The organism is Mesorhizobium sp. B2-4-6, assembly GCF_006442775.1.
GTDB lineage: Bacteria > Pseudomonadota > Alphaproteobacteria > Rhizobiales > Rhizobiaceae > Mesorhizobium.
In genome coordinates this window covers 240,924-264,668 of the sequence record NZ_VFVI01000004.1, presented here as the reverse complement: position 1 = coordinate 264,668, position 23,745 = coordinate 240,924, and the positions used below count along the sequence as shown (strand labels likewise).

The 23,745-nt window shown below is 63.6% G+C and carries 23 protein-coding genes and 1 pseudogene; 10 read left to right on the top strand and 14 right to left on the bottom strand.

Annotation, left to right across the window (positions count from 1 at the left end):
* Positions 1 to 121 precede the first annotated feature (121 nt).
* The 5 genes from FJ957_RS14265 to FJ957_RS14240 all read left to right on the top strand — a co-directional run bounded on the left by FJ957_RS14265 (position 122) and on the right by FJ957_RS14240 (position 7,314).
* The gene (locus FJ957_RS14265; protein ID WP_140832292.1) at positions 122 to 2,923 is read left to right on the top strand and encodes a [protein-PII] uridylyltransferase; all 2,802 of its coding nucleotides are present in this window, start codon (positions 122 to 124) and stop codon (positions 2,921 to 2,923) included.
* A 39-nt stretch (positions 2,924 to 2,962) separates the two neighbouring features.
* Positions 2,963 to 4,555 carry a murein biosynthesis integral membrane protein MurJ gene (gene murJ / locus FJ957_RS14260; RefSeq protein ID WP_140832290.1) on the top strand — a complete coding sequence of 531 codons (1,593 nt, stop codon included), beginning with the start codon at positions 2,963 to 2,965 and terminating at the stop codon, positions 4,553 to 4,555.
* Between the two features lie 344 nt (positions 4,556 to 4,899).
* Positions 4,900 to 5,967 carry a tryptophan--tRNA ligase gene (trpS, locus tag FJ957_RS14250; protein ID WP_140832289.1) on the top strand — a complete coding sequence of 356 codons (1,068 nt, stop codon included), beginning with the start codon at positions 4,900 to 4,902 and terminating at the stop codon, positions 5,965 to 5,967.
* Between the two features lie 102 nt (positions 5,968 to 6,069).
* Positions 6,070 to 6,561: a universal stress protein gene (locus FJ957_RS14245; RefSeq protein WP_140647347.1), complete on the top strand. Its 492-nt coding sequence runs from the start codon at positions 6,070 to 6,072 to the stop codon at positions 6,559 to 6,561.
* 183 nt (positions 6,562 to 6,744) lie between these two features.
* On the top strand, positions 6,745 to 7,314 hold the full coding sequence (locus FJ957_RS14240; RefSeq protein WP_140647349.1) for a NifU family protein: 570 nt from the start codon (positions 6,745 to 6,747) through the stop codon (positions 7,312 to 7,314).
* Between the two features lie 158 nt (positions 7,315 to 7,472).
* On the opposite strand, the gene FJ957_RS14235 is transcribed toward FJ957_RS14240, so the two are convergent.
* On the bottom strand, positions 7,473 to 8,090 hold the full coding sequence (locus FJ957_RS14235; protein WP_140682918.1) for a L,D-transpeptidase: 618 nt from the start codon (positions 8,088 to 8,090) through the stop codon (positions 7,473 to 7,475).
* Between the two features lie 226 nt (positions 8,091 to 8,316).
* On the opposite strand from FJ957_RS14235, the gene cueR reads away from it, so the two are divergent.
* Positions 8,317 to 8,706: a Cu(I)-responsive transcriptional regulator gene (gene cueR / locus FJ957_RS14230; RefSeq protein WP_140647351.1), complete on the top strand. Its 390-nt coding sequence runs from the start codon at positions 8,317 to 8,319 to the stop codon at positions 8,704 to 8,706.
* Positions 8,707 to 8,721: 15 nt separating this feature from the next.
* Here cueR and FJ957_RS14225 read toward each other — a convergent pair whose 3' ends face one another.
* Positions 8,722 to 9,192, bottom strand: coding sequence for a nucleoside deaminase (locus tag FJ957_RS14225; RefSeq protein WP_140832287.1), 471 nt, complete (start codon positions 9,190 to 9,192; stop codon positions 8,722 to 8,724).
* Positions 9,193 to 9,336: 144 nt separating this feature from the next.
* Here FJ957_RS14225 and FJ957_RS14220 point away from each other — a divergent pair, with 144 nt between their 5' ends.
* Both FJ957_RS14220 and FJ957_RS14215 read left to right on the top strand, forming a co-directional pair.
* Positions 9,337 to 9,558, top strand: coding sequence for a hypothetical protein (locus FJ957_RS14220; RefSeq protein ID WP_140832285.1), 222 nt, complete (start codon positions 9,337 to 9,339; stop codon positions 9,556 to 9,558).
* 88 nt (positions 9,559 to 9,646) lie between these two features.
* Positions 9,647 to 9,925, top strand: a complete 279-nt coding sequence (locus tag FJ957_RS14215; protein ID WP_140832284.1) for a SinR — start codon at positions 9,647 to 9,649, stop codon at positions 9,923 to 9,925.
* Positions 9,926 to 10,049: 124 nt separating this feature from the next.
* Here the strand turns inward: FJ957_RS14215 and FJ957_RS14210 are convergent, their stop codons facing one another.
* The 4 genes and pseudogenes from FJ957_RS14210 to FJ957_RS14195 all read right to left on the bottom strand — a co-directional run bounded on the left by FJ957_RS14210 (position 10,050) and on the right by FJ957_RS14195 (position 12,543).
* On the bottom strand, positions 10,050 to 10,241 hold the full coding sequence (locus tag FJ957_RS14210) for a hypothetical protein (RefSeq protein WP_140832282.1): 192 nt from the start codon (positions 10,239 to 10,241) through the stop codon (positions 10,050 to 10,052).
* The gene (locus FJ957_RS14205) at positions 10,238 to 10,747 is read right to left on the bottom strand and encodes a PIN domain-containing protein (RefSeq protein ID WP_140832280.1); all 510 of its coding nucleotides are present in this window, start codon (positions 10,745 to 10,747) and stop codon (positions 10,238 to 10,240) included. The genes FJ957_RS14210 and FJ957_RS14205 overlap by 4 nt, the downstream gene beginning before the upstream one ends.
* The gene (locus FJ957_RS14200; protein ID WP_140832279.1) at positions 10,740 to 11,594 is read right to left on the bottom strand and encodes a hypothetical protein; all 855 of its coding nucleotides are present in this window, start codon (positions 11,592 to 11,594) and stop codon (positions 10,740 to 10,742) included. Before FJ957_RS14200 ends, FJ957_RS14205 begins: the two co-directional genes overlap by 8 nt.
* Before the next feature lie 8 nt (positions 11,595 to 11,602).
* Positions 11,603 to 12,543 (bottom strand): annotated as a pseudogene (locus FJ957_RS14195) (IS1595 family transposase).
* 115 nt (positions 12,544 to 12,658) lie between these two features.
* Here FJ957_RS14195 and FJ957_RS14190 point away from each other — a divergent pair.
* Positions 12,659 to 13,159: an MmcB family DNA repair protein gene (locus tag FJ957_RS14190; protein WP_181177496.1), complete on the top strand. Its 501-nt coding sequence runs from the start codon at positions 12,659 to 12,661 to the stop codon at positions 13,157 to 13,159.
* Between the two features lie 332 nt (positions 13,160 to 13,491).
* On the opposite strand, the gene nhaA is transcribed toward FJ957_RS14190, so the two are convergent.
* The 5 genes from nhaA to FJ957_RS14165 form a co-directional block, all read right to left on the bottom strand.
* Positions 13,492 to 14,682 carry a Na+/H+ antiporter NhaA gene (nhaA, locus tag FJ957_RS14185; protein WP_140832275.1) on the bottom strand — a complete coding sequence of 397 codons (1,191 nt, stop codon included), beginning with the start codon at positions 14,680 to 14,682 and terminating at the stop codon, positions 13,492 to 13,494.
* A gap of 307 nt (positions 14,683 to 14,989) precedes the next feature.
* Positions 14,990 to 15,553: an ActR/PrrA/RegA family redox response regulator transcription factor gene (locus FJ957_RS14180; protein WP_140832274.1), complete on the bottom strand. Its 564-nt coding sequence runs from the start codon at positions 15,551 to 15,553 to the stop codon at positions 14,990 to 14,992.
* A gap of 293 nt (positions 15,554 to 15,846) precedes the next feature.
* Positions 15,847 to 17,172, bottom strand: coding sequence for an ActS/PrrB/RegB family redox-sensitive histidine kinase (locus FJ957_RS14175; protein WP_140832272.1), 1,326 nt, complete (start codon positions 17,170 to 17,172; stop codon positions 15,847 to 15,849).
* Between the two features lie 380 nt (positions 17,173 to 17,552).
* Positions 17,553 to 20,015, bottom strand: coding sequence for an ATP-dependent helicase HrpB (hrpB, locus tag FJ957_RS14170; protein WP_140832270.1), 2,463 nt, complete (start codon positions 20,013 to 20,015; stop codon positions 17,553 to 17,555).
* A 56-nt stretch (positions 20,016 to 20,071) separates the two neighbouring features.
* Entirely contained in the window at positions 20,072 to 20,962 is an 891-nt protein-coding gene (locus tag FJ957_RS14165; protein WP_140832268.1) for a DMT family transporter, read from the bottom strand.
* A 21-nt stretch (positions 20,963 to 20,983) separates the two neighbouring features.
* On the opposite strand from FJ957_RS14165, the gene FJ957_RS14160 reads away from it, so the two are divergent.
* A complete protein-coding gene (locus tag FJ957_RS14160) occupies positions 20,984 to 21,664 on the top strand; it encodes a PIG-L deacetylase family protein (protein WP_140832267.1) in 681 nt (226 codons plus the stop codon).
* A gap of 16 nt (positions 21,665 to 21,680) precedes the next feature.
* Here the strand turns inward: FJ957_RS14160 and FJ957_RS14155 are convergent, their stop codons facing one another.
* The 3 genes from FJ957_RS14155 to FJ957_RS14145 all read right to left on the bottom strand — a co-directional run bounded on the left by FJ957_RS14155 (position 21,681) and on the right by FJ957_RS14145 (position 23,653).
* Positions 21,681 to 22,493 (bottom strand): IclR family transcriptional regulator, encoded by an 813-nt coding sequence (locus tag FJ957_RS14155; protein WP_140832265.1) that lies wholly within the window; start codon positions 22,491 to 22,493, stop codon positions 21,681 to 21,683.
* Positions 22,494 to 22,599: 106 nt separating this feature from the next.
* Positions 22,600 to 23,010 carry a hypothetical protein gene (locus tag FJ957_RS14150; protein WP_140832264.1) on the bottom strand — a complete coding sequence of 137 codons (411 nt, stop codon included), beginning with the start codon at positions 23,008 to 23,010 and terminating at the stop codon, positions 22,600 to 22,602.
* A gap of 10 nt (positions 23,011 to 23,020) precedes the next feature.
* Complete coding sequence (locus FJ957_RS14145) at positions 23,021 to 23,653, bottom strand: RidA family protein (RefSeq protein ID WP_140832262.1); 633 nt, start codon at positions 23,651 to 23,653, stop codon at positions 23,021 to 23,023.
* Between the last annotated feature and the right edge of the window lie 92 nt (positions 23,654 to 23,745).

Below are 23,745 nucleotides of genomic sequence, written 5' to 3'. Positions count from 1 at the left end.
GCCGGTTTGGATTTTTGCGGCTTTGGTCTTGCAGCTGCGTATCCTGGCCATCGCTCATCGCTGGAAACGCGCCGCCCGCCCCATACACAGCGCCGCGAAAACAGGCTATAGACCCCGCCGAATGGCAAAGATCTCCCTGAAACTCGACGAAATCATCGACGGCGACGCGCTGCGCCGCGACTTGACCGCGTTGACGGCGGCAAGCGCCGGCGACGGTTCAGGACCGGCTGTTCGCACGGCCGTCCTCCAGCTGCTCAAGGCCAGGATGGCGGAAGGGCGAAAGATCGCCGAAGCCATGCTCAAGCAGGATGGCGGCGGCAATGCCTGCGCCGAGCGGCTCTCGCATCTGATGGATGAACTGATCCGGGCGCTCTATGATTTCGCCGCCACCCATGTCTACCGGGTCAAGAACCGGTCCGCGGCCGAGCGCATGGCGGTCGTCGCCGTCGGCGGCTACGGCCGCGGCACGCTGGCGCCGGGCTCCGACATAGACCTGCTTTTCCTGCTGCCCTACAAGCAGACCCCATGGGGCGAGCAGATCGTCGAATACATGCTCTACATGCTGTGGGACATGGGGCTGAAGGTCGGCCACGCCACCCGCAATATCGACGAGTGCCTCAGGCTGTCGCGCAGCGACATCACCATCCGCACCTCGATCCTCGAGGCGCGTTTCCTGTGGGGCGAACAGAAGCTTTATGAAGAACTGCTCACCCGCTTCGACCACGAAGTGGTGCGCACCACCGGACCGGAATATGTGCAGGCCAAGCTTGCCGAGCGCGACGAGCGCCACGCCAAGGCCGGCGAAAGCCGCTATCTGGTCGAGCCCAACGTCAAGGACGGCAAGGGCGGCCTGCGCGACCTGCAGACGCTGTTCTGGATCGGAAAATATTTCTATCGCGTGCGCACCGGCGAGGAGCTGGTCGAGAAGGGCGTCTTCACCGAGGCCGAATATCGCGAATTCCAGAAGGCCGAGGATTTCCTGTGGGCGGTGCGCTGCCACATGCATTTCCTCACCGGCAAGGCGGAGGAGCGGCTGCATTTCGACATCCAGCGCGAGATCGCCGAGCGCCTGGGCTATACGACGCATCCCGGCCTGTCGGCGGTCGAGCGCTTCATGAAGCACTACTTCCTCGTCGCCAAGGATGTCGGTGACTTGACCCGCATCTTCTGCGCGGCGCTCGAGGAAGAGCAGGCCAAGCACGTGCCGGGCTTCAATCGCATCTTCCTCACCTTCTCGCGGCGCAAGCGCAAGCTTGCCGGCACCTCCGACTTCATCGTCGACAACCACCGCATCAACATCGCCGACGACAGCGTGTTCGAGCGCGATCCGGTCAACCTGCTCAGGCTGTTCTGGTTCGCCGACAAGCACGGGCTGGAGTTCCACCCCGACGCGCTGAAGCTGCTCACCCGCTCGCTCGGGCTCGTCAACAAGTCGCTCCGGCGCGACGAGGAAGCCAACCGGCTGTTCCTCGACATACTGACGTCGGACCGCAATGCCGAGCTCAATCTCAGGCGCATGAACGAGGCCGGGCTGCTCGGCAAGCTGATCCCGGACTTCGGCAAGATCGTCGCCATGATGCAGTTCTCGATGTACCACCACTATACGGTGGACGAGCATCTGATCCGCTGCATCGGCGTGCTGGCCGAGATCGAGCGCGGCGACGGCGCGAAGGTGCATCCGCTGTCGCATACGCTGATGCCGGGACTGAAGAAGAGCCGCGAGGCGCTCTATGTCGCCGTGCTTTTGCACGACATCGCCAAGGGCCGGCCGGAGGACCATTCGGAAGCCGGGGCCAGGATCGCGCGGCGCATCTGTCCGCATATGGGATTGTCGGCGGCCGACACCGAGACCGTCGCCTGGCTGGTCGAGAACCATCTCGTGATGTCGATGACGGCGCAGACGCGCGATCTCAACGACCGCAAGACGATCGAGGATTTCGCCTCCATCGTGCAGTCGGTCGAGCGGCTGAAGCTGCTTTTGATCCTCACCGTCTGCGACATCAGGGGCGTCGGGCCGGGCGTGTGGAACGGCTGGAAAGGCCAGCTGCTGCGCACACTCTATTTCGAGACGGAGCTGCTTTTGACCGGCGGCTTTTCCGAGGTGTCGCGCGCCGAGCGCACGACGGCGGCGCGCGAGCAACTGGCCGAGGCGCTGGCGGCATGGCCGGCGAAGGAGCGCAAACGCTACGTCGCCCTGCACTACGAGAACTATCTGCTCACCGTCGATCTGCCCGACCAGCTTCGGCACGCCGAGTTCGTCCGCGAGGCGGATGCGGCAGGCAAGAAGCTCGCCACCATGGTCAAGACGCATGAGTTCGAAGCGGTGACCGAGATCACCGTGCTGGTGCCGGACCATCCGCGCCTGCTTTCGATCATCGCCGGGGCATGTGCCGCGGCCGGCGGCAACATCGTCGACGCCCAGATCTTCACCACCTCGGACGGACGGGCGCTGGACTCGATCCTGATCTCGCGGGAGTTCGACCTCGACGAGGACGAGCGCCGCCGCGCCGAGCGCGTCGGCCGCCTGATCGAGGACGTGCTGTCCGGCAAGAGCTGGCTACCCGAGATGATCGAGAAGCGCACCAAGCCAAAGCGCGGCGCCAAGGCTTTCAGGATTCCGCCGCGCGCCGAAATCCGCAACACGCTGTCGAACCGCTTTTCGGTGATCGAGGTCGAGGGGCTGGACCGGCCGGGCCTGCTTTCCGAAATCACCGGCGCGCTCTCGGATCTGTCGCTCGACATCGCTTCAGCCCACATCACCACTTTCGGCGAAAAGGTCATCGATACCTTCTACGTCACCGACCTCACCGGCCAGAAGATCGACAGCCCAAGCCGCACCGCCACCATCCACAAGCGGCTCGTCGACACGCTCGAGGGCAACGCTCATGAGCGCACCGGCAAGACCAGGGCGGCGGCCGAGTGACATCCATTTGACGCAATCTTTCCGGCAGTCGTTCCAAGCATGAGCCTCGTCAAGAAATTCGCCACCGTCGCCTCCGGCACGCTGATGAGCCGCGCGCTCGGCTTCGGCCGCGAGATGCTGATGGCGGCCGCGCTCGGCACCGGGCCGACCGCCGATGCCTTCAACGCCGCCTTCCAGTTCCCCAACACCTTCCGCCGGCTGTTCGCCGAGGGCGCCTTCAATGCTGCCTTCGTGCCGCTGTTCGCCAAGGAGATCGAGACGCACGGCACCGAAGGCGCCAAGCGCTTTTCGGAGGAAGTGTTCGGCGTGCTGTTTTCGGCGCTGCTGGCGCTGACCATCGTGATGGAACTGGCGATGCCGCTGATCGTGCGCTACCTGGTGGCGCCGGGTTTCGCCGCCACGCCGGGCAAGTTCGAGCTGACCGTCACGCTGGCGACGATCATGTTCCCCTACCTGATCTGCATGTCGCTCGGCGCCATGATGGCCGGCATGCTGAATTCGCTGCGCCGCTATTTCGCCGCGGCGGTGGCGCCGGTGTTCCTCAACATCATCCTGATCGGCGTGCTCGCCTATGCCTGGTATCACGGGCTGGATGCCCGCGCTGTCGGCTTCGGCCTCTCCTGGGGCGTGCTTGCGGCCGGGCTGGTGCAGCTCGCCATCGTCTGGGCGGCGGTGCGCAATGCCGGCATCTCGATCGGCTTTCGCCGGCCGAAGATGACGCCCAACGTCAAGAGGTTGCTGATCCTGGCGCTGCCGGCGGCGATCACCGGCGGCATTACCCAGATCAACCAGCTGATCGGCACGGCGATCGCGTCGGCGCAGGACAGCGCGGTGTCCTCGCTCGCCTATGCCGATCGCATCTACCAGCTCCCGCTCGGCGTCGTCGGCGTGGCCGTCGCCATCGTGCTGTTGCCGGAACTGTCGCGGGCGCTGAAATCGGGCAATCTGATCGAGGCCGCCAATCTGCAGAACCGCTCGGTCGAGTTCACCTTGTTCATGACCTTGCCGGCGGCAGCCGCGCTCTGGGTGATGTCGGAACCGATCGTGCGGCTGGTCTATGAGCGCGGCGCCTTCGCCGCCAACCACTCGACGCCGATCGTCGCCTCGATCCTGGCGATCTTCGGCCTCGGCCTGCCCGCCTTCGTTTTGATCAAGGCGTTCACGCCCGGCTATTTCGCACGCGAGGACACCCGGACCCCGATGATTTTTGCCGCCATCTCGGTCGGCGTGAATGTCGCCACGGCATTGACCCTGTTCCCGTCGATGGGCGCGCCTGGCATCGCGGTGGCCTCGGCCGTTGCCGGCTGGGTCAACGCGCTGATGCTGCTCGGCATGCTGATCAGGCGCGGCCATTGGGGCCGCGACGTGCCGCTCTTGAGACGCATTCCCCGGCTGGTGCTCTCCGCCGTAATCATGGCCGTGGCGCTTTACTTCGCGGAGCGCCACTTTGCCACACAGATTGGGCCCGGCTCGCCGCTCGTGGTGAAGGCGACGACGGTGCTTGGCCTGGTCGCCGGGGGCGCCGCGCTCTACTTCATCGCCGCCTTCGGCACCGGCGGCGCCGATTTCGGCATGATCCGGCGCAATGTGAGACGTCGTTCACCCAAGGCGCCACCACCCGTCAGGGAATAGTCTCCAGATCCATGAGCCGGAATCCATTGGCCGTGGAAAGCATCGGAACGGCGTAGTATCGCGCGCAAGCGTAGTGGAAGCAGTCCGCCATGTTTAGGCGGACAGCATTGTTGCGAAACCGCGAAGCGGCCTCGATGGATGTAGCTTATGCACGGCAATGTCAACGTACCCGATGAGCCATACCAGCTCGGTCCGCGCCTCTTGATCGCGCGGCCGGCTTCGTCCATAAGCGCGCCGTCGCAAGACTATCGCCGCGCGCGGTTTCCAGCCGTGTGATTGGCTCCAAAACGTCTGCAACTTTTTGGAATCACGCTATACGGCCCTCCACAAGCCATGAGGAATTCATGTCCGCCTTCAAGCCACTCGTCTTTTCGGGCGTCCAGCCGACCGGCAACCTGCATCTCGGCAACTATCTCGGCGCCATCAAGAAATTCGTCGCCCTCCAGGAACAGTCCGACTGCATCTACTGCGTCGTCGACCTGCATTCGCTGACGGCGCAGCTGGTGCATCAGGACCTGGGCGACCAGACGCGGTCGATCACCGCGGCGTTCCTGGCCTCCGGCATCGACCCGAAGAAGCACATTGTCTTCAACCAGTCGCGGGTCATGCAGCACGCCGAGCTTGCCTGGATCTTCAACTGCGTGGCGCGCATCGGCTGGATGTACCGGATGACGCAGTTCAAGGACAAGGCCGGGAAGGACCGCGAGAACGCCTCGCTCGGCCTGCTCGCCTATCCGAGCCTGATGGCGGCCGACATCCTGCTCTACCGCGCCACCCATGTGCCGGTGGGCGAGGACCAGAAGCAGCATCTGGAGCTCACCCGCGACATCGCGCAGAAATTCAACAACGACTTTTCCGAGAAGATCGCGGCACTCGGCATCGGCGTCGAGATGAGGATAGGCGAAGAGACGGTGAACGGTTACTTCCCGATCACCGAGCCGGTGATCGGTGGTCCGGCGGCGCGCATCATGAGCCTGCGCGACGGCTCGAAGAAGATGTCGAAGTCGGATCCGTCGGATCTCTCGCGCATCAATTTGACCGACGACGCCGACACCATCTCGAAGAAGATCCGCAAGGCCAAGACCGACCCGGAAGCGTTGCCGAGCGAGATCGACGGGCTGGAAAGCCGGCCTGAGGCCGAGAACCTTGTCGGCATCTATGCCGGTCTCGCCGAGATCTCGAAGGAAGACGTGCTGAGGGAATATGGCGGTCAGCAATTCTCCGTGTTCAAGCCGGCTCTGGCCGATCTTGCCGTGGAGAAGCTGGCGCCGATCGCTTCCGAGATGCGCCGCATCGAGGGCGACCGCGCCTATGTCGACGCCGTGCTCAAGGACGGCGGCGACCGGGCGCGGGCGATCGCCGAGGGCACGATGAAGACGGTGCGCGACATTATCGGCCTGTTGCAGGACTGACCGACGATTGGTCCCATACGACCATTGCCGCGCCGACCGACGGCTTGCCGCCGGTCGGCCGCGGTGGCAGATTGCGGCCGAAACCATACCGAGCAGATAGACATGGTCTCCAAACGCCTCAGCCGCGAAGCCGGCCATCGCAGGAAATTCCTGACGATCATCGACGACACGCCGGAATGCGAGCGCGCAGTCGCCTATGCCTCGAAGCGGGCGCAAAGCACCAGCGGCGTGCTGGTGCTGCTCTATGTCATCGTGCCGGACGATTTTCAGCATTGGCTGGGGGTCGAGAAGATCATGCGCGAGGAAGCGAATGCGACGGCGCGCGCGGCGCTCGACGGCTATGCGAACAAGGTGCGCCAGAAGCTCGGCATCGAACCGGAGTTGGTCGTGCGCGAGGGCAAGCCCACGGAAGAAATCCACAAGCTGATCGAGGAAGACCAGGACATCGCCATACTGGTGCTGGCAGCTGGCGCCGGCAAGGAAGGCCCTGGACCACTGGTCAGCGCGGTTGCCGGCCGGGGGGCGGCCTTCCCCATTCCAGTCACGGTGGTGCCGCAGAATCTGTCCGACGAGGAGATCGACAGCTTAGCTTAAGCCACCTCAATCCCCGGCCTCCGCCGACCTGATCACTACCACCACTTCAAAAGCCGTGACGGGCCCGAAAAAGCATTCCGCCAGCCAGCTGTTCGGGCGACGCGTTTCGCTTGAATGTCCAGCCGATAGAGCCTATTTAGAATTATTCCAAACTATCGGCCCTGGAAGGGCCTGGAGATACCCATGTTCATCCAGACCGAATCGACGCCGAACCCGGCGACGCTGAAATTCCTGCCGGGCAAGGAAGTGGTGGGCGAAGGCACAGCCGATTTCCGCAACGCCGAAGCCGCGGCGGAGGCCTCGCCGCTGGCCGGCCGTCTGTTCGAGATCCCGGGCGTCACCGGCGTCTTCTTCGGCTATGATTTCATCACCGTGACCAAGGACGGTCCGGACTGGCAGCATCTGAAGCCGGCGATCCTCGGCGCCATCATGGAGCATTTCATGTCCGGTGCGCCGGTCATGGCCACGACCGCTCCGGCGAGCCAAGCCGGCGAGACCGGCGAGTTCTACGACAAGGCCGACGAAGAGTTGGTGCTGACCATCAAGGAACTGCTCGACACGCGCGTGCGCCCGGCCGTTGCCCAGGACGGCGGCGACATCACCTTCCGCGGCTTCGAGAACGGCACCGTGTTCCTGCACATGAAGGGCGCCTGCGCCGGCTGCCCGTCGTCGACGGCGACGCTGAAGCACGGCATCCAGAACCTGCTTCGCCACTTCGTTCCGGAAGTCCAGCAGGTCGAGCAGGTCGCCTGAGAATCCACTTCGCCGGCCGCGTAGTGCGGCGAGGCGAATTCCGATCCAAGACACAAAAACAAAAAACCGGGCCCCAACAGCCCGGTTTTCTGTTCTTGGACGTCTTGTTGTTGCCTAGACGGTCCGCTTGCGAAAGCTTTTGGCCTCGGCCTTCGTGATCACATCACGATGACCTTGGCGCCGACCGACGTGCGGTCGTAGAGGTCGATAATGTCCTGGTTCATCAGCCGGATGCAGCCCGACGACATCGCCTTGCCGATCGAGAACCATTCCGGGCTGCCATGCAGGCGGTAGCCCATGTCGCCGCCCTTGTTGAAGAGATACATGGCGCGCGCGCCGAGCGGGTTCTTCAGGCCCGGCTCCATGCCGCCGGCGAATTTGGCGAGCTCGGGCTGGCGCTTGATCATCTGCGAGGGCGGCGTCCAGGTCGGCCATTCGCGCTTCAGCGCGATATGGGCGGTGCCGTGCCATTCAAAACCCTCGCGGCCGACGCCGATGCCGTAGCGCATCGCCATGCCGTCGCCCTCGATGAAATAGAGGAACTTGTTCTGCGTATCGACGATGATGGTGCCCGGCTTCTCCGGCGAGTCGTACCGCACTTCCTGGCGGTGGTACCTGGCGGGGACCTTCTCGATCGGGATGCGCGGCAGCTGATAGCCGGCATCGCTCATCGCGCCATAGTTGTTGGTGAACATTTGCCCACCGATGGTGCTGCACCCGCTGATCGCGGTCGACAGCGCAAGGGCGGCGAGGATTGCAAATGACTTCAAGCGCATGAATAGGTCCGACGCCCTGTCTCAATAGCAGCGGCACGAGTCGGCCGCTTTCTTGCCATCATTCATGCTGGCATTTCTTTTGCTTGCCAAGCGCGCACTGCCTATATGCAAGACCTTCCCTGCCGGTAAGTGCTGAACTGCGGCATTTCCGCAACAGGCCTCACTGGATTGTGAAGCAAAATCAATGAGGCAGCTCGGAGAGCCGCCTCAATTCGAGGAGAGCGCCATGAATGTCGGTGATGCCGCCGAGCGTTCCGGCCTGCCGGCCAAGACCATCCGCTACTATGAGGAGATCGGCCTGATCCGTCCGGCGCGGGCCGAGAACGGCTATCGCGATTACTCCGGCGACGATATCCACCGGCTCGCCTTCCTGCGCCGTGCGCGCAATCTCGGTTTCTCAATCGACGATTGCAGGCAGCTCATGGCGCTCTATCAGGACCGCGGCCGCGCCAGCCATGACGTGCGCGAAATCGCCGCCGCCCATGTCAGGGCGATCGAGGAGAAGCTGCGCGAATTGCAGTCGATGCGCGGGACGCTGCAGAAGCTGATCCACGCCTGCCACGGCGATGAGCGGCCGGACTGCCCGATCCTGGATGACATGGCGGGAGCGGCCTGAGGGGGCGGAGTTCCGTCACCGCTTCCAGAAATCGCGGTGCGGGGCGAGCAGCTCGTCCGCGATTTCGGGAAAGGGGCCCAACACCTCGATCCTCTTCTGGCCGGAAGCGAGGACGGTGCGCGAGGCGAGGTTCATCGTCGGATTCTCCGCGTGATCCCCGGTGAGCCCCAGGAGGCTGGTTTCCTCGACCCCATAGACCAGGCGCCCGATATTCGCCCAGTACATCGTGCCGGCGCACATCGCGCACGGTTCGAAAGTCGAGACCAGCGTGCATTGCCACAGGAACTCCGGCTTATAGGCCGCCGCGGCGCGGCGGGCGAGCTCTGTCTCGGCATGGCGCACCGTGTCGAGATTGCCCTGCCGCATCAAAACGCGGTCGTCCGGCCCGACCAGCACGCAGCCGAACGGATGATGCCCGTGCACCGCCGCGTCGCGGGCGACGGCATCGGCCGACCTAAGGTGGGCGAGCATCTGATCGCGGGTCATGGCGAATTCCTCCAAGGTGAGATTGCTGCCAGGGGATTTGATTAGCAAGAACTGATCTTTTCTTGAGCCGCCCACTTGGCTTTGAACTCCGACCATTTCCGGTTTGGTGCTATTTTGACAACCGCACAATGAGATTGCTGGGCCATGGGCATGCAGGAAGACATCGAACGGGTCGAGCAGCATATCCGCGAGATTGAACAGCGGATCGAGCGCCAGCGCGCGGTTATCACCCAGGCCGAGGAAACCGGCTTGCCGACCGACGGCCCGCGCAACTTCCTGTGGTTCCTGAAAGAAGCATTGAGCCTGAGCCGCGACCATCTGGCCAGGCTTCTGGCGGATGAATTCCGGGCGAGGGATTCGCAATAAGGGTGCAGCGAAGCCCATAGAAAGGCGATTATGTACTTTACAAACAGGACCGACTCGGCGCACCTTTTTGCTAAGAAAGGGGTTCGCTATGGCCCACTACATCATCAGTTACGATCTGCATAATCAGCGCAACTATGAGCCCGTATGGGATCAGCTTGGCGCGTGGGGCGCTGTCCGATTGTTAGAATCTCTTTGGGTTCTGACTTCGGGCATAAATGCCGCGACCCTCAGGGACGAGCTCAGAGGCAAGATGGACGGCGACGATTCAGTCGCGGTTATAGAGCTTAAGCCCGGCTCGGAATGGGGCTCTTGGAATGCTAAACAGGCGGGGGTCGATTGGTTGAGCCGGAACATCCAGCGTTACTAGTCGTAGGCCCTTCACTGAGCCAATAGGATTCTCGTATTTTTATAGGAACGCCGAACATGGCCGCCACCCATTGAACTAGCGACAAACGTAACATTTCATCGTCGTCTCCATTGAAAAAGGCCGCTCACTTAGCGGCCTTCTTTGTCTTGCCTTTCGGCTTTGGTTTTGGTTTTGGGTCTGGCGGCATGTGCGCCAGTTTGCCCATTAAGGCATCGGCGTCGGATTTCTTTTCATCCGCTTCGATCTCTCGCGCCTTCTCAATGAAGGCACGCGACTGCGCTGGGTCGTTTGGCTTCGTTGTCTTGTGCGCATTCATTTGGGGTCATCCCAGCTTATCTCATGCTGTGGCTTGGACGGCTTTGGCGTAGGCTTTGGCACACATATTTTCAGAGGCTTTCCGTCCGCGCGATTCACCTTGCCGTCAAGCTTAAGCAAGTCTGCCCCGTCATATGTGTGCATCTCATCGACGTTCAACGCTAAGGCCGTCGCCAAATGGATGCCGTCCGATGGCTTTTTGCATTCGGTGTGATGTCTCATGAGACGGCGACATGCGACGCCAATCTTCTCGTCCACAACGACCGCACGAATCCATTTCTGCCGAAGAAGCTGCTCGATTTTCCTGTCGCCATCCTCCGAAAGCGGCTTTCCTCCGTCTTCGCATTTGGCCTTGAAGACTTCGGCAAACGTGAAGAAGGACGTATAGATCAGCACGCCGCCAGCCTCGGCCTCTTTCCAGACTGCGGCACAATCGTTCAGCTTACCCGGCTCCTGGTTAATGAGGCCGAGAAACGCGCACGAGTCCCAATACACCCTCTTAGCCAAGCCGCCCTTCGTGCAATCGCTCTAAATATTCTTGTGGGTCCATCCCAGCAGTAAAATCAGGGTCAAGTATCGCCTCCAAATTGACAAGGGGGGCGAACTCAATTTCCCGCACATTGAAAGCTTCAATGGATTGCAATTTCCCGCCTGCGATGTAGTTGAGCCGGCCCTGTACGCCAAGGGTCTTGCCCTTCCAGATATCGCTCATTGAATGCTCGTCGCCAAATCGTTCGATAAGGTCGCTGGAAAGGGTGCACCAGATGAAGCCATACATTTCGTTTTTGATCTGGATCGCCTCTTTGTTTCGATAGCGACCAGCCGCGAGCATCACGCCTTCAATCTCACCGAACGACTGTCGCGGCGTTAGATCTTGCTCGAAATCCATGGCGTTGAAGGCGTTGAGTGTATTGATCCCCGCCTTCGCCCGATCAGGCGTGATTTCGATCACGTCGCCATCTTCAAAATCAATATCCGTCTCACCGATGCCGTTTAGATTTCTGGCAAAGATGCATTTGGCAACGGCGAAGCTCTCTAGCGTCATCCATTGCGGAGGGGTGCCGCGCGTCATGAGGCTCCGAAGACCGCCAGCGACTTCGGTTTTAACGCGCTTAGCCAAGGCGGAAACATTGACCGATGGATTGGACGCTTGCGCTACGGCAACAACAGTAAACGGGCTATTGGTGCTGGCCTTCTCCAGCCTCCACTCAAAGCGCGAGTGTGGGTCGCCCAACGACTGCTGAGCGGCTTCGAATAGCTTCATGTGGTCGAGAACCTGTTGCATGGCGTCGGTGACGCTCAGCAACTTTACGTCGGAGACAGTCGGATGCACCGTTATGACGATACGGTCCATTTTCTCGCCTATTCCGCCCCGACGCCCGATGAGTCCCGATACTTCAGGCGCTTTCCAACGATGCCAGCCATTGCCTTCACCGTCCTATTGTTGTCATCGACGCCAAGCGGATGCGATTACTATAGCGGAAATCGAACTCAGCAAGATAGCGGTGAAGATGCTGCTCACCGCAATGCTGGTAAATGCCCTTCATGCCGCGCTTAAAGATGCTGTAATAGCCTTCGACCGTATTGGTGTGGACGGTCTTTTCGCCTTCGTAGCGCACATACTCGTCCTTGGAATGCGTGACGAAATCGTGAGAAGAAAAATCCTGGCTGGCGCGGCGATAGATGCCGGACTCGTCGGTCATCAACGCGCTTTCGCGAGCGATGTTGGCGCGCCCGATCGGCATGACGTTGCCCATGCGAGCGGTATCGACATGGAAGGAACGGGCAATGCCGCCGCGCTCGACAAGCGTAACGACGGAGTTTTTGTGAGCACCGCCGCCGCGCTTAACCGGAGCGCCTTTCAGGCGACCGATATACGTTTCGTCAACTTCGACGTGCTTACCCTCGCCACCCATCGGGGAAAGGACGCCATCACGCATAGCCTCACGCAAGCGATGGAACATGAACCATGCGGTCTTGTACTGGACCTGCAAGGTTCGGTGCAGTTGGTGAGCGCTGATACCCTTCTTGCTGGAGGCAAGAAGATGCGCGGCCTGCCACCACTTGTGCAGCGGCACATGGCTGGACTCGAAAACCGTTCCCACTTTCACGGTGAATTGCTTCTTGCACTCTAAGCAGCGGCGAAGGCCGGTGCGGGCGGTCGCGCCAGTGACGCGGCTAATGCGCTTCTGATCGCAGTTGCCGCACTTCGGGCAGACTGGACCTTCCGGCCACACAATCGCCTCCAGCCGCTCAAAAGCAGCTTCTTCGTTGTGGAAGTGCGGTTCGGAAAGGACGCTCACAACCCGGATTCCTACTGTGGATTCAAGGTATCAAGCTTTTCCGTGTTTGTAAAGTACGTAATCGCCCCATAGAAACGGGTTCAAACCGTGAACAAAATCTGGCATGGTGCCATCCATGCCCATCGTTTCCCCGATTCCCCTCAACCCTTTGATCGACGGCCGCCAGTCGGAGCGCGCCATGCTGGTGCGGCGCGGCGTGCAGCGGCTGCTGACCGAAATGGGCGCGCATGTGCTGCCGGAGCTTTCCCTGGCGACAGGCCGCCGCGCCGATCTCGTCGCGCTGACCAGGCAGGGCGACATCTGGATCATCGAGATCAAATCCTCGATCGAGGATTTCCGGGTCGACCGCAAATGGCCTGACTACCGTCTGCATTCCGACCGCTTCTTCTTCGCCACCCATCCAGGCGTTCCCCAGGACATCTTTCCCGAGGAGTGCGGCTTCATCCTCTCCGACGGCTATGGCGCGGAGATCCTGCGCGAGGCGCCCGAGCACCGCATGGCGGCCGCGACGCGCAAGGCGCTGATGCTGCGGATCGCCCGCGCGGGCGCCGCGCGGCTGCTGGCGGCCGAGCTCGCCGGCGTCGCGGTGCCGGCGCTGGATGGCGAGAGCGAGTAGCGCCTGTTCCCCGCCGCACGGGGGTGGCGGGAGCAGGCAGAGGTGGCCCGGCGCAGCCGGAACGGAGAGGGGTTGGCGGCGCTCGGAGGTTATCTCGATCTCCCGAAGGCTTCCCGCTGCCGATCTTCCACCGGCTCTGGCGTCGCGACGGGCGCCCTGCTCCGTCCCGGCTGCGTCGGGCCACCTTTCCCCGCTTGCGCAAGGGCGAGGAAATCGCGTCGCGGCCTGACCTAAAGCGCGTCGCGCTGAAGCGGATTCAGGCGACGCGCTTTAGGTCGTTGCTTGATGCATGTCGTTGTCGCAAAACCGAGGTCACCTTCGCGCGACATGCATTAGTCCACGTCCTCGTCCACCCCACTCGCCGCGGGCGCCATGAGCAGCACGGCGGCGCCCAGCAGCGCGGCAATCAGCGAGCCCGCAAGGATGCCGACCTTCACCGCGTCCTGCAGGGCAGGGTCGCTGGCGAAGGCAAGCAGGCCGATGAACAGGCTCATGGTGAAGCCGATGCCGCAAAGCAGCGAAATGCCCAGCATGTGCAGCCAGCCGGCATTGACCGGCAGGTCGGCGAGGCCGAAGCGGATGGCAAGGGCCGAGGAGCCGAAGACGCCGACCAGCTTGCCGAGAACCAGGCCGGCGGCGACGCCCAGCGTCAGCGGCTCGACAAGGGCTGCAAAGCTCAGGCCGCCGAGCGAGACGCCGGCATTGGCGAAGCCGAAGATCGGGATGACGAGGAAGGGGACGAGCTTGTGCAGGCCGTGTTCCAGCCGGTGCAGCGGCGAATGTTCGAGATCGTGGCTGATGCCCGGAGCACGCTCCAGCGGGATGGTGAGCGCCAGCGCAACGCCGGCAAGAGTGGCGTGCACGCCCGACTTCAGCACCAGCACCCACAGCAGCGCGCCGAGCACCAGATACGGCCAGAGCTTCATGGCGCGCATGCGGTTGAGCACGACCAGCAAGGCGATGACGACGAAGGCGGCCGCGAGGTAGGCGAGCGACAGGCCGCTGGTGTAGAACAGCGCGATGATGATGACGGCGCCGAGGTCGTCGAGGATGGCGAGAGCAGTGAGGAAGACTTTCAGCGAGACCGGCACGCGGCTGCCGAGCAGCGACAGCACGCCAAGCGCGAAGGCGATGTCGGTGGCGGTGGGGATCGCCCAGCCGGAGAGTGCCGCCTGATTGTCGCGGTTGATCAAGACATAGACCAGCGCCGGCACCAGCATGCCGCCGGCGGCGGCGACGCCCGGCAGCACGCGGCGCGGCCAGGTCGAGAGCTGACCATCCAGCATCTCGCGCTTGATCTCCAGTCCGACCAGCAGGAAGAACACCGCCATCAGCCCGTCATTGATCCAGTGCGAGACGCTGAGCGGCCCGAGATAGGCGTGCAGGACAGCGAAGTAAGTGCCGGCCAAAGGCGAGTTGGCGACGATCAGCGCAAGGGCTGCAGACACCATCAGGATGATGCCGCCAGCGGCCTCGCCGTCGAGGAATTCACGCAGGATCGATTTCGTCCGTTCGTCTTGCATGGTGCCTCGCTAACCTAGCCTGTTGCCGGGAATCTGTGGTCCAATGATGCGCAACGTCAGTGGCGATGCAAGGCTTACGGGCGACACCGCAGCCGATGCTTCGAAAATTGGCCGAAACGTCCGTCTCTTCATCATCCACGGGCGAAGCAAGGAGCGAAGCGACGCAGCGCAGACCCGAGGATCCGTTCCGTTACATCGGAGCGGTGCCCACGGCGCAGAATTCTGCTCCGCTGCATCCTCCGGCCAAGGTCACGGCATGAATCCTCGCGACTCCGCGTCCGCTTCGCCCGTGCATGACGACGCTTGCCTAGCGCGGCGCCCGCTTCGCGAGGATCCGCTGCAAGGTGCGCCGATGCATGTTCAGCCGGCGCGCCGTCTCGGACACGTTGCGGTCGCACATTTCGTAGACGCGCTGGATGTGCTCCCAGCGCACGCGGTCGGCCGACATCGGGTTTTCCGGCGGTGCCGCGCGCTCGCCTGAGGTCCGGGTAAGCGCGGCGAAGACGTCGTCGGCATCGGCGGGCTTGGAGAGGTAGTCGATAGCGCCGAGCTTCACCGCGGTCACCGCGGTGGCGATGTTGCCGTAGCCGGTCAAGATGATGGCGCGGGCGTCGTCGCGCCTCTCGCGAATGGCGGCAACGACATCGAGGCCATTGCCATCGCCGAGCCGCATATCGACCACCGCATAGGCCGGCGGATGGGCGCGCGCCTTGGCGACCGCCTCCTCCACGCTCTCCGCCGTCTCGACCACGAAGCCCCGGGTCTCCATGGCCCGGGCGAGCCGGGTGAGGAACGGCTTGTCGTCCTCGACGATGAGCAGCGAGGTGTCCTCGCCCTCGACCATTGCGCCAGTCGTTTCGTCTCCGCTCATCTTATCGGCATCCCACTGACTTGAACCACCTCGCCCCCGAAACGAATTCTAGCGAATGCGCCTTAAGTCCTTGTTTCCGGGCACGTCGTTTCCCAAAAAAGCTGCACAGTTCTGGACGATATGCCTCACTTTTACGCAGATACAGTCCCACAACGGCAATGTCCAATTTTTACAGCCGGCAACAGAGCTGCCAATTGGTAAATGCCGGGCTTTTTCACCGTTTCGCAATTCCGGACGGAAAACTACGGCGAAGTCGCCGAGCCCAACCGCTGCGCACTTTTCCTGGAATTGCTTCAGGCGTTGTCGAACGTGGTGGCCGACGCATGGTCCTGGTTGAGGAAGACGCCGCGCGGCCATGCGATCTGCACCACCGCGCCTTCGCCAAGCCCGCTCGAATTGCGGAAATCGATGGTGGCGCCCGATCGTTCCAGCAAGGTCTTGGCGATGAACAACCCTAGCCCCAGGCCGCCGCCGGCCTCGGTGCCCTGGCGCGTCGACATATAGGGCTCGCCGATGCGGTCGATGATCTCGGCCGGAAAGCCCGGCCCGTCATCGGTGATCGAGAAGATGACCTCGTCATTGTCCCAGCTCCAGCTGACGGTGACCGACTTGCGGGCGAAATCGACGGCATTCTCGACCAGGTTGCCGAGCCCGTAGATGACGCCGGGGCTGCGCTGGCCAACGGGCTCGGGGCCGATACGCTCGCCGGGCCGCAGCCGGATCGAGATGCCGAAATCGCGATGCGGCGCCGTCACCTCCTCAACCAGCGAGGTGAGCGGCATGCGCGACATATGCGCTTCGCCTTCCGAGGAAAGGCTGGTCAGCCGCTTCAGGATCTCGCGGCAACGCTCGCTTTGCGAGCGCAGGAGCTTCACGTCCTCGCCGTATTTCGGGTCCTTGCCGAGCGCCTTTTCCATCTCCTTGGCGACGACAGTGATGGTCGCCAAGGGCGTGCCGAGCTCATGCGCGGCCGCAGCCGCCAGCCCGTCCAGCGCCGACAGATGCTGCTCGCGCTGCAGCACCAGTTCGGTGGCGGCCAGCGCGTTGGCGAGCAGGCGCGCCTCCGCCGCGACACGGAAGGCATAGATGGCGGTGAAGGCGATCGAGGCGAACACCGCCATCCACATGCCGGCGACATAGATGAACGGCATCGGCAGCGGCGCGTTCTCATACCAGGGCAGCGGCAGGTGGAAGAACACCAGCAGCGTGGCGGCTACCATGACCAGCGCGCCCAGCACCGCGGTCATGCGCAGCGGCAGCGAAGCGGCCGAGATGACGACCGGGACCGAAAGCAGCACGCAAAACGGGTTGGTCAGGCCGCCGGTCATGTAGAGCAGGCCGGTGAGCTGGATGCCGTCGAAGGTGAGAATCGCGAAGGCCGAAAGCGGGGTCAGGCGGTGCGCCGCCGGATAGCGGAAGGTCAGCCACAGATTCATCCAGGCCGAGCATGCAATCAGCGCGAAGCACATCGAGACCGGCAGCGGGAATTTCAGGCCATAGGCGACGACCAGCACGGTCAGGCTCTGGCCGACGATGGCCAGCCAGCGCAGGCGGATCAGCGTGTTGAGCCGCAACCGCTGGCTTTGCTGGGAATCGGGCGCTCGCAGGATGTTGATCATCGACTTACGATTATAACCGCGGGAGGGTAAGCGCTAGTAGCGCTGTAAAGGCGACTTGAGCGATTGGCAGCCGGTGTTTCGGTTCACCATCATGAGCGCTTGGTGGTTGGCCGGGGCCTTCGCGACTTCGTCATCCACGAGCGGAGCGACGCGAAGCGGAGCGCAGATCCGAGGATCCATTCCGTTACCTCGATCGTAGAGAGCAGCGGAGGGAATTCTGAGCCGTGGCAACGCGTCGACGTCGCGGAATGGATCCTCGGGTCTGCGCGCGTCGCTTCGCTCCTTGCTCCGCCCGTGGATGACGAAGCGATGGGTGTTTGCGCCAATCGCCAATATATGCCGTCCGTTAACGCGAGGCTCGCCAAAACTTCTGGGCAAGCCTACGTTCCGCGGGGCTTGGCACGGCTGGTGGCGGCGGCCAGCAGCGGGTTTTCCGGCCAGACATGCTTGGGATACCGGCCGCGCATGTCGGCGCGCACATCCGCCCAGGAGCCGCGCCAGAAGCCGGGGAGGTCGCGCGTCGTCTGGATGGGGCGATGCGCCGGCGAAAGAAGCTCCAGCGTCAGCGGCACGGTGCCGTTGGCGATCGCCGGATGACGGTCGAGGCCGAAGAGCTCCTGCACGCGGACCGCAAGCACCGGCCATTCGCCGTCGTAGCGGATCGGCACGTGACTACCCGACGGCGCGTCGAAGTGGGTCGGCGCCAGCGCGTCGACCTTGCGCTGCAGGTCGTGCGGGACCAAGGCCATGAGTGCCGAAGACAAAGTCGCCGGCTTGATGGCCGCGAAAGAGGCGTCGCCGGAGAGAAAGGGCAGGAGCCAATCGTCGAGCCCCTCGGCCAGCGCTTCATCCGAAACGTCGGGCCAGGGCGCGCCGAGGCCGCGATGCAGCCAGCCGAGCCGCTGCCGCAACGTCTCGGCATCCTTGCCCCAATCGAGCAGCGACAGCCCGTGCTCCCGTAAAGCGTCGAGGATAGCCTGATCGGCATCGGCGCCCGACGGCGCCGGCAGCATACGCTCGGACAAGGTGATGGCGCCGAGCCGCGCGGTCTCGCGCACCCGCACGGCGCGGCGCTCGCGGTCGAAGGTCGTCTCGCGCTTCGTCTCGATGCGATCGGCAAGAGCGGCGCGGATATCGGCTTCGCCGACCGGCGCGGCGGCGGTGATGCGGGCGTTCTGCGCCTTGCCCTGCAGGTCGGTGACCACCAGCCAAGTCTCATTGGCGAGCGGATCGGCTGCTTCGACCATGGCGCCCGAGCCGTTGGCGAGCACGAAGCGGCCGCGCTCGCCGCGGGCCCTCGCCACCCGATCCGGCCAGGCATGGATGAGGAGCGAGCCGGCGGAGACCGCCTCGCCGGCCTGCCCGCCGCCCGCCTGTCTGGCCAAACGCTCGGCGAGCTGCCTGGCGGCGTTGGCGCGCGGCGATTTCTCGCCGCGAAAGCGGATCAGGCGGCGTTCGAGATCGGCGCTGTCGCCGCCCAATCCGCGCTCGGTCAGCAATACGGCAAGTGTCGCCGCTTCCTGCGCATGACCGCCTCTCACCGCTTCGGCCACCATATGCGCCAACCGCACCGGCAATGCCAGCTTGCGCATGGCAGCACCCGCCTTCGTCAGCCGGCCGGCATCGTCGATGGCATGAAGCGCCTTCAGCAGCACCCTCGCCTCGCTGAGCGCCGGGGCCGGCGGCGGATCGAGGAAGGAAAGGCTCGACGGATCGGCGACACCGAAGGCGGCGCAGTCAAGCAACAGTCCGGACAGATCGGCCTCGAGGATTTCCGGAGGCGTGAAGGCGGGAAGCGACGCGGTCTGCTCGGCGCGCCACAGGCGCACCGCCATGCCGGCTTGAGTGCGGCCGGCGCGGCCGGCGCGCTGATCGGCCGAGGCCTTGCTGACGCGCACCGTCTCGAGCCTGGTCAGGCCGCTTGCCGGCTCGTAGCGCGGCAGCCGCGACAGGCCGGAATCGATGACGACGCGCACGCCGTCGATGGTGATCGAGGTCTCGGCGATCGAGGTCGCCAGCACCACCTTGCGGCGACTCGGCGGCGCAGGCTTGATTGCCTGATCCTGCGCCCGGTTGTCGAGCTGGCCGTAGAGCGGAACGATGTCGGTGTCGGCGGCGACATTGCCCTGAAGCCGCTCGGCGGTGCGCTCGATCTCGCGCTGTCCGGGCAGGAAGGCGAGCACGCTGCCCTGCTCGCCGGCCAGGGCCGCGCGCACGGCCTTGGCCATAGCGTCCTCGACCGCCACGCCTGCCGGCCGTTCGTCGTAGCGGATCTCGACCGGATAAGCGCGGCCCTCGCTTTCGATCACCGGTGCCTGCGCCAGAAGCCTCGACACGCGGGCGCCGTCGAGCGTCGCCGACATGACCAGCAGACGCAGATCCGGCCTCAGCGCGCCCTGCACGTCGAGCGCCAGCGCCAGGCCGAAATCGCCGTCGAGCGAGCGCTCATGGAATTCGTCGAAGATCACCGCCGAAACGCCGGGCAGTTCCGGGTCGTCGAGAATCATGCGCGAGAGCACGCCTTCGGTGACGACCAGGATTTTTGTCCGCGCCGACGTGCGGTTCTCCATGCGCATGGCATAGCCGACCGTGCCGCCGGGTTCCTCGCCGAGCAGCTCAGCCATGCGGCGGGCGGCCGCGCGAGCGGCCAGCCGGCGCGGCTCGAGCAGCACGATCCGGCCCTGCCCCAGCCAGGACGCGTCGAGCAGCGCCAGCGGCACCAGCGTCGTCTTGCCGGCGCCGGGCGGCGCCACCAGCACGGCGCTGCTGCGCTGCGAGAGCGCTTCGCCGAGCGCCAGCAGCACGGCAGTGACCGGAAGCTCCGGTAGGGGTTTCGTCGTCATCTGGCCCGCATATCAGCGGTCGCGGTCGCCATGCAACTTGCCAGACCGGTGCGCGGTCAAAGCCTGGTGCGCGAGAACGGGTTCCAGCGCACGGTGCCGAGCCTCACCTCCTCGCGCACCATCGTCAGAAGGCCGGAAGCGCCGACCACCGCCAGGCCGACCAATGACAGCCAGTCGGGATATTCCTGGAAGAACAGCGCGCCGAGGATGACCGCCCAGACGATCTGCGAGTAATGGGTCGGCGCGATGCGGTTCGCGGGCGCGTATTTGACCGCAAGCAATTGCAGCAGTTGTCCGCCGGCGGTGAAAACACCGGCCAGCATCAGCCAGACCAATTGCCCGAGATTGGGGAGCGAGAACGACGTCGCGGCCGCGCCGACGCCGTTGAAGACAAGGCCATAGCCGACCAGCGCGCCGAGAATGGTCGTGCGCTTTTCCTGTTGGGCGAGCGAGCGCATCAGGATGACGCTGGTGGCGGCGAGGAAGGCGTTGGCGAAGGCGGCGAGATGGCCGAGATGCAATTCGCGAAAGCCCGGCCGCACCACCAGCATGACGCCGACGAAGCCGGCGACGACGGCCAGCCACCGCCAGGGACCGACCTTTTCCTTCAGGATGACCGTCGACAGGATGGTGACCAGCAGCGGCGCCAGGAAGATCAGCGCGTAGACTTCCGCCAGCGGAATGGTGGTGAAGGAATAAACGCTGAGCACACCGGACGCGATGCCCGCCAAGGCGCGCGCCTGCACCGCCCACGGCCTTTTGGTGCGCCAGAAGTTGCGCCAGCGTTCGTCCCTGGGCTTGGTGAAGAACAGAAAGCAGCCGGCAAACAAGGTCGAGAAGAAGCCGATCTCGAAGACGGTGAACTGCCCGCCCAGGCTCTTGATGACCCCGTCGCTGAACGAATAGCTTGCATAGGCGATCAGGGCGAGCAGGATTCCGTTCGGCATACCATTTCCGGGAGAGACGACGTGAAGATATTGGCGCTGGGGGCACATCCCGACGACATCGAGATATTCATGTTCGGTACGCTGGCCGCCTATGCGGCGCAAGGCGCAGAACTGGCTTTTGCGATAGCCACCGATGGGGCCAAGGGCGGCAAGGGCGACCCGAAGGCGCTTGCCCGCTTGCGGCGCGAGGAAGCGGCCAAGGCGGCGGGCCTGCTCGGCGTCGAGCCGCGTTTCCTCGACTTTCCCGACGGCGCGCTCGTCGCCGATGCGGCATTGATTTCGGTGCTCAAGGCGCTGATCGGCGAGGTGAAGCCCGACCTCGCGATCACCCATGCGCCCTACGACTACCATGGCGACCATCGCGCCCTGTCCGACGGTGTGCGCATAGCCGCATCCTTCGCCGTCCCGGTGCTGCATGCCGACACGCTCGGCGGCACCGGTTTTTCGCCGACGCATTATGTCGAGATTTCGCATCATTGGGACATCAAGGCGAAAGCGATCCGCGCGCACCAGTCGCAAGGTCCGGAGCACTACGTACACAGGGCACGCCTCCAGAACGAATTTCGCGCCGGACAATGCAACGGCGCCGCCGGCGCGCTGGCCGAGGCCTTCCGCTTCGAGCCGACTTTCCCCTTTGCCGACATACGCGCGCTCTTACCGCCGGCGCCGCCGATCCGGCCGGTGACGGCTAACGCCGAATAGGTCGAGGTGCCTGATATCAGGCAAACAGCAGCGATTCGATTTTGCGGGCCGCGGCCGCGACCTTCGCGATGTCTTCGCGGCGCTGGTCGACCGGTTGCGCGAGATGGGCACTCACAAACGATATTCCGATGGAAGCCCGCGGATAGCCGTTTGCGTCAAGCACGGGACAGCCGATGCAGGACACCTGGTCGTTGCCCTCGCCACGATCGAAGGAAACCCCTGTGCGACGGATGTCTTGCGCCTCGCGCTCGAGCGCCGCGAGCCCGGTGATCGTGCGTGCGGTGTGGGCGACAAAGTTGATCTGGGCACCAATGGCTATCCGTTCGGCTTCCGGCAGGAAGGCGTAGATGGCCTTGCCGACGGCGCTTGAATAAAGCGGCTCCAGGTCGCCAACGGCCTGCTTGACCGCGACCGGCGCGTTCGAGGCCACGACCTCGACGAGAATGGCGTGCGTTCCGTTCAATGTTCCCAGATGAGTCATCTGCCCGCTGGCACGCGCCAGATCGATCAGGCATGGACGCGAGAATTCGATCATCTTCTCGACGGCTGCCGGCAGTCTCGGCAAGGCCAGCAGTTTCGGGCCGATCGAGTAGGCCTTCATCGCCTCGTGTCTCGATATGTAGCCTTCCGCTTCGAGCGTTCGCAGGAAGCGCAGCGCGGCGCTGCGGTCCAATCCGAACCGCTCGGCCACGTCGCGCAACCGTACGAGACGCCCGGCCCGGACGACAAATTCGAGGATGGCCAGCCCGCGCGCCAGCGTCGAAAGCGTTCCAGTCGCGGATTTGGCCTCTCGGGCCAGATCGCCCTCTGCTTGTTCGCGGGTGGGCATTCAACTATCCGGCATGCTGCAGGGCTCCTGGCGGTCGAGCATCTTTGCGGTCAGTAAGCGGCAACCGCCATGCCAGTCAATCTGGCATGACTATGCGTGGCGCCGCTCACAAGGCCAGCGGCGCGTTCTTTCCCGCCTTCATCTCCACGGTCACGAAAACGAGAGTCTCGTCACCGACATTTTCCAGGTCGTGCACCATGTGCTCGCCTGGCGCGAAGCTGAAATGCCTGGTGTCGCCGGCGCAGTAGGTCGTCTCACGTACGGCGCCGCCCTCATAGTGGCTGCGCGCCCTGCCGTTGGAGAGAACAGTCCAGAAATAATCCAGGACATGACGGTGAAACGGCAGGCGCTCCCCCGGAGCGATGCTGATGTGCCAGACGCGAAACGTCTCTGTTTCGGAAACCAGCACTGTTCCGACCTTGCCGCTCCAGATGTTGGCCTGCATATCCTCGATCCGAGCAGGCGACCAAAGGGCGTAAGGACCGTCTTCGACGATGAATTGTTCCGTAGCGGTCATCTTGTCCCCATCAATTTTCAACTTCGGCGAACAGCACAATGAGAACCGGCGCGTTGAGCGGCATTTCCGGATTGGTGTAGATCATCCGGCTGTGGCGTCCTTTGCTGCCGAACACCGTGTTGATCAGGTCCGACGCGCCGTTGAGGGCGGCCGGATGATCCTGGAAGCCCGGCGCGACCTGCATGGTCCCCTCGATCCTGACGATACGGCTGATACGATCCAGCGACCCGACGGCGGCCTTCAGCTGCGCGATGGCATTCATCGCGGCGATGCGGCACGCCAGATAGGCATCGGCGGACGAAACTTCGCCGCCGACGCGGCCGACGAAGGCCAGCTTTCCGTCCAGCCAGGAGAATTGTCCCGACGTCATCAGCAACGAGCCGGTGATCACCCAAGGCTCGTAAGATCCAAGCGGCGCCGGAGGCGGCGGCAGGACGATGCCTTCCCGCCGCAGCCGCTCTTCCGCAGTGGCCGGGTCGGATCCCGATACGAATGAAGTGCCTGACAAATGAAGTCCTCCCTGTGCTGTTGCAAGACGGTCCAACAGGGTCGCCTGCGCAAACCGTTCACCTGCGGACACCGTAGACCGTTCGTCTAAATAATGCAATATCTGTTGACATATATGCAACAAACTGCAACTCATGCATCTCGCTGACGCCCGCGAGTTTCACGTGTAGGCCGACACAGAAAGTCATGCTGCGGCGCAGCAACGAATTCGCTTGCGTTGTTTAGTAA

What these genes read in the sequence shown, in the direction of transcription:
- FJ957_RS14265 (WP_140832292.1), top strand. Translation starts at nt 122, where the DNA reads ATGGCAAAGATCTCCCTGAAACTCGACGAAATCATCGACGGCGACGCG.
- murJ (WP_140832290.1), top strand. Translation starts at nt 2,963, where the DNA reads ATGAGCCTCGTCAAGAAATTCGCCACCGTCGCCTCCGGCACGCTGATG.
- trpS (WP_140832289.1), top strand. Translation starts at nt 4,900, where the DNA reads ATGTCCGCCTTCAAGCCACTCGTCTTTTCGGGCGTCCAGCCGACCGGC.
- FJ957_RS14245 (WP_140647347.1), top strand. Translation starts at nt 6,070, where the DNA reads ATGGTCTCCAAACGCCTCAGCCGCGAAGCCGGCCATCGCAGGAAATTC.
- FJ957_RS14240 (WP_140647349.1), top strand. Translation starts at nt 6,745, where the DNA reads ATGTTCATCCAGACCGAATCGACGCCGAACCCGGCGACGCTGAAATTC.
- FJ957_RS14235 (WP_140682918.1), bottom strand. Translation starts at nt 8,090, where the DNA reads ATGCGCTTGAAGTCATTTGCAATCCTCGCCGCCCTTGCGCTGTCGACC.
- cueR (WP_140647351.1), top strand. Translation starts at nt 8,317, where the DNA reads ATGAATGTCGGTGATGCCGCCGAGCGTTCCGGCCTGCCGGCCAAGACC.
- FJ957_RS14225 (WP_140832287.1), bottom strand. Translation starts at nt 9,192, where the DNA reads ATGACCCGCGATCAGATGCTCGCCCACCTTAGGTCGGCCGATGCCGTC.
- FJ957_RS14220 (WP_140832285.1), top strand. Translation starts at nt 9,337, where the DNA reads ATGGGCATGCAGGAAGACATCGAACGGGTCGAGCAGCATATCCGCGAG.
- FJ957_RS14215 (WP_140832284.1), top strand. Translation starts at nt 9,647, where the DNA reads ATGGCCCACTACATCATCAGTTACGATCTGCATAATCAGCGCAACTAT.
- FJ957_RS14210 (WP_140832282.1), bottom strand. Translation starts at nt 10,241, where the DNA reads ATGAATGCGCACAAGACAACGAAGCCAAACGACCCAGCGCAGTCGCGT.
- FJ957_RS14200 (WP_140832279.1), bottom strand. Translation starts at nt 11,594, where the DNA reads ATGGACCGTATCGTCATAACGGTGCATCCGACTGTCTCCGACGTAAAG.
- FJ957_RS14190 (WP_181177496.1), top strand. Translation starts at nt 12,659, where the DNA reads ATGCCCATCGTTTCCCCGATTCCCCTCAACCCTTTGATCGACGGCCGC.
- nhaA (WP_140832275.1), bottom strand. Translation starts at nt 14,682, where the DNA reads ATGCAAGACGAACGGACGAAATCGATCCTGCGTGAATTCCTCGACGGC.
- FJ957_RS14180 (WP_140832274.1), bottom strand. Translation starts at nt 15,553, where the DNA reads ATGAGCGGAGACGAAACGACTGGCGCAATGGTCGAGGGCGAGGACACC.
- FJ957_RS14175 (WP_140832272.1), bottom strand. Translation starts at nt 17,172, where the DNA reads ATGATCAACATCCTGCGAGCGCCCGATTCCCAGCAAAGCCAGCGGTTG.
- hrpB (WP_140832270.1), bottom strand. Translation starts at nt 20,015, where the DNA reads ATGACGACGAAACCCCTACCGGAGCTTCCGGTCACTGCCGTGCTGCTG.
- FJ957_RS14165 (WP_140832268.1), bottom strand. Translation starts at nt 20,962, where the DNA reads ATGCCGAACGGAATCCTGCTCGCCCTGATCGCCTATGCAAGCTATTCG.
- FJ957_RS14155 (WP_140832265.1), bottom strand. Translation starts at nt 22,493, where the DNA reads ATGCCCACCCGCGAACAAGCAGAGGGCGATCTGGCCCGAGAGGCCAAA.
- FJ957_RS14150 (WP_140832264.1), bottom strand. Translation starts at nt 23,010, where the DNA reads ATGACCGCTACGGAACAATTCATCGTCGAAGACGGTCCTTACGCCCTT.
- FJ957_RS14145 (WP_140832262.1), bottom strand. Translation starts at nt 23,653, where the DNA reads ATGAGTTGCAGTTTGTTGCATATATGTCAACAGATATTGCATTATTTA.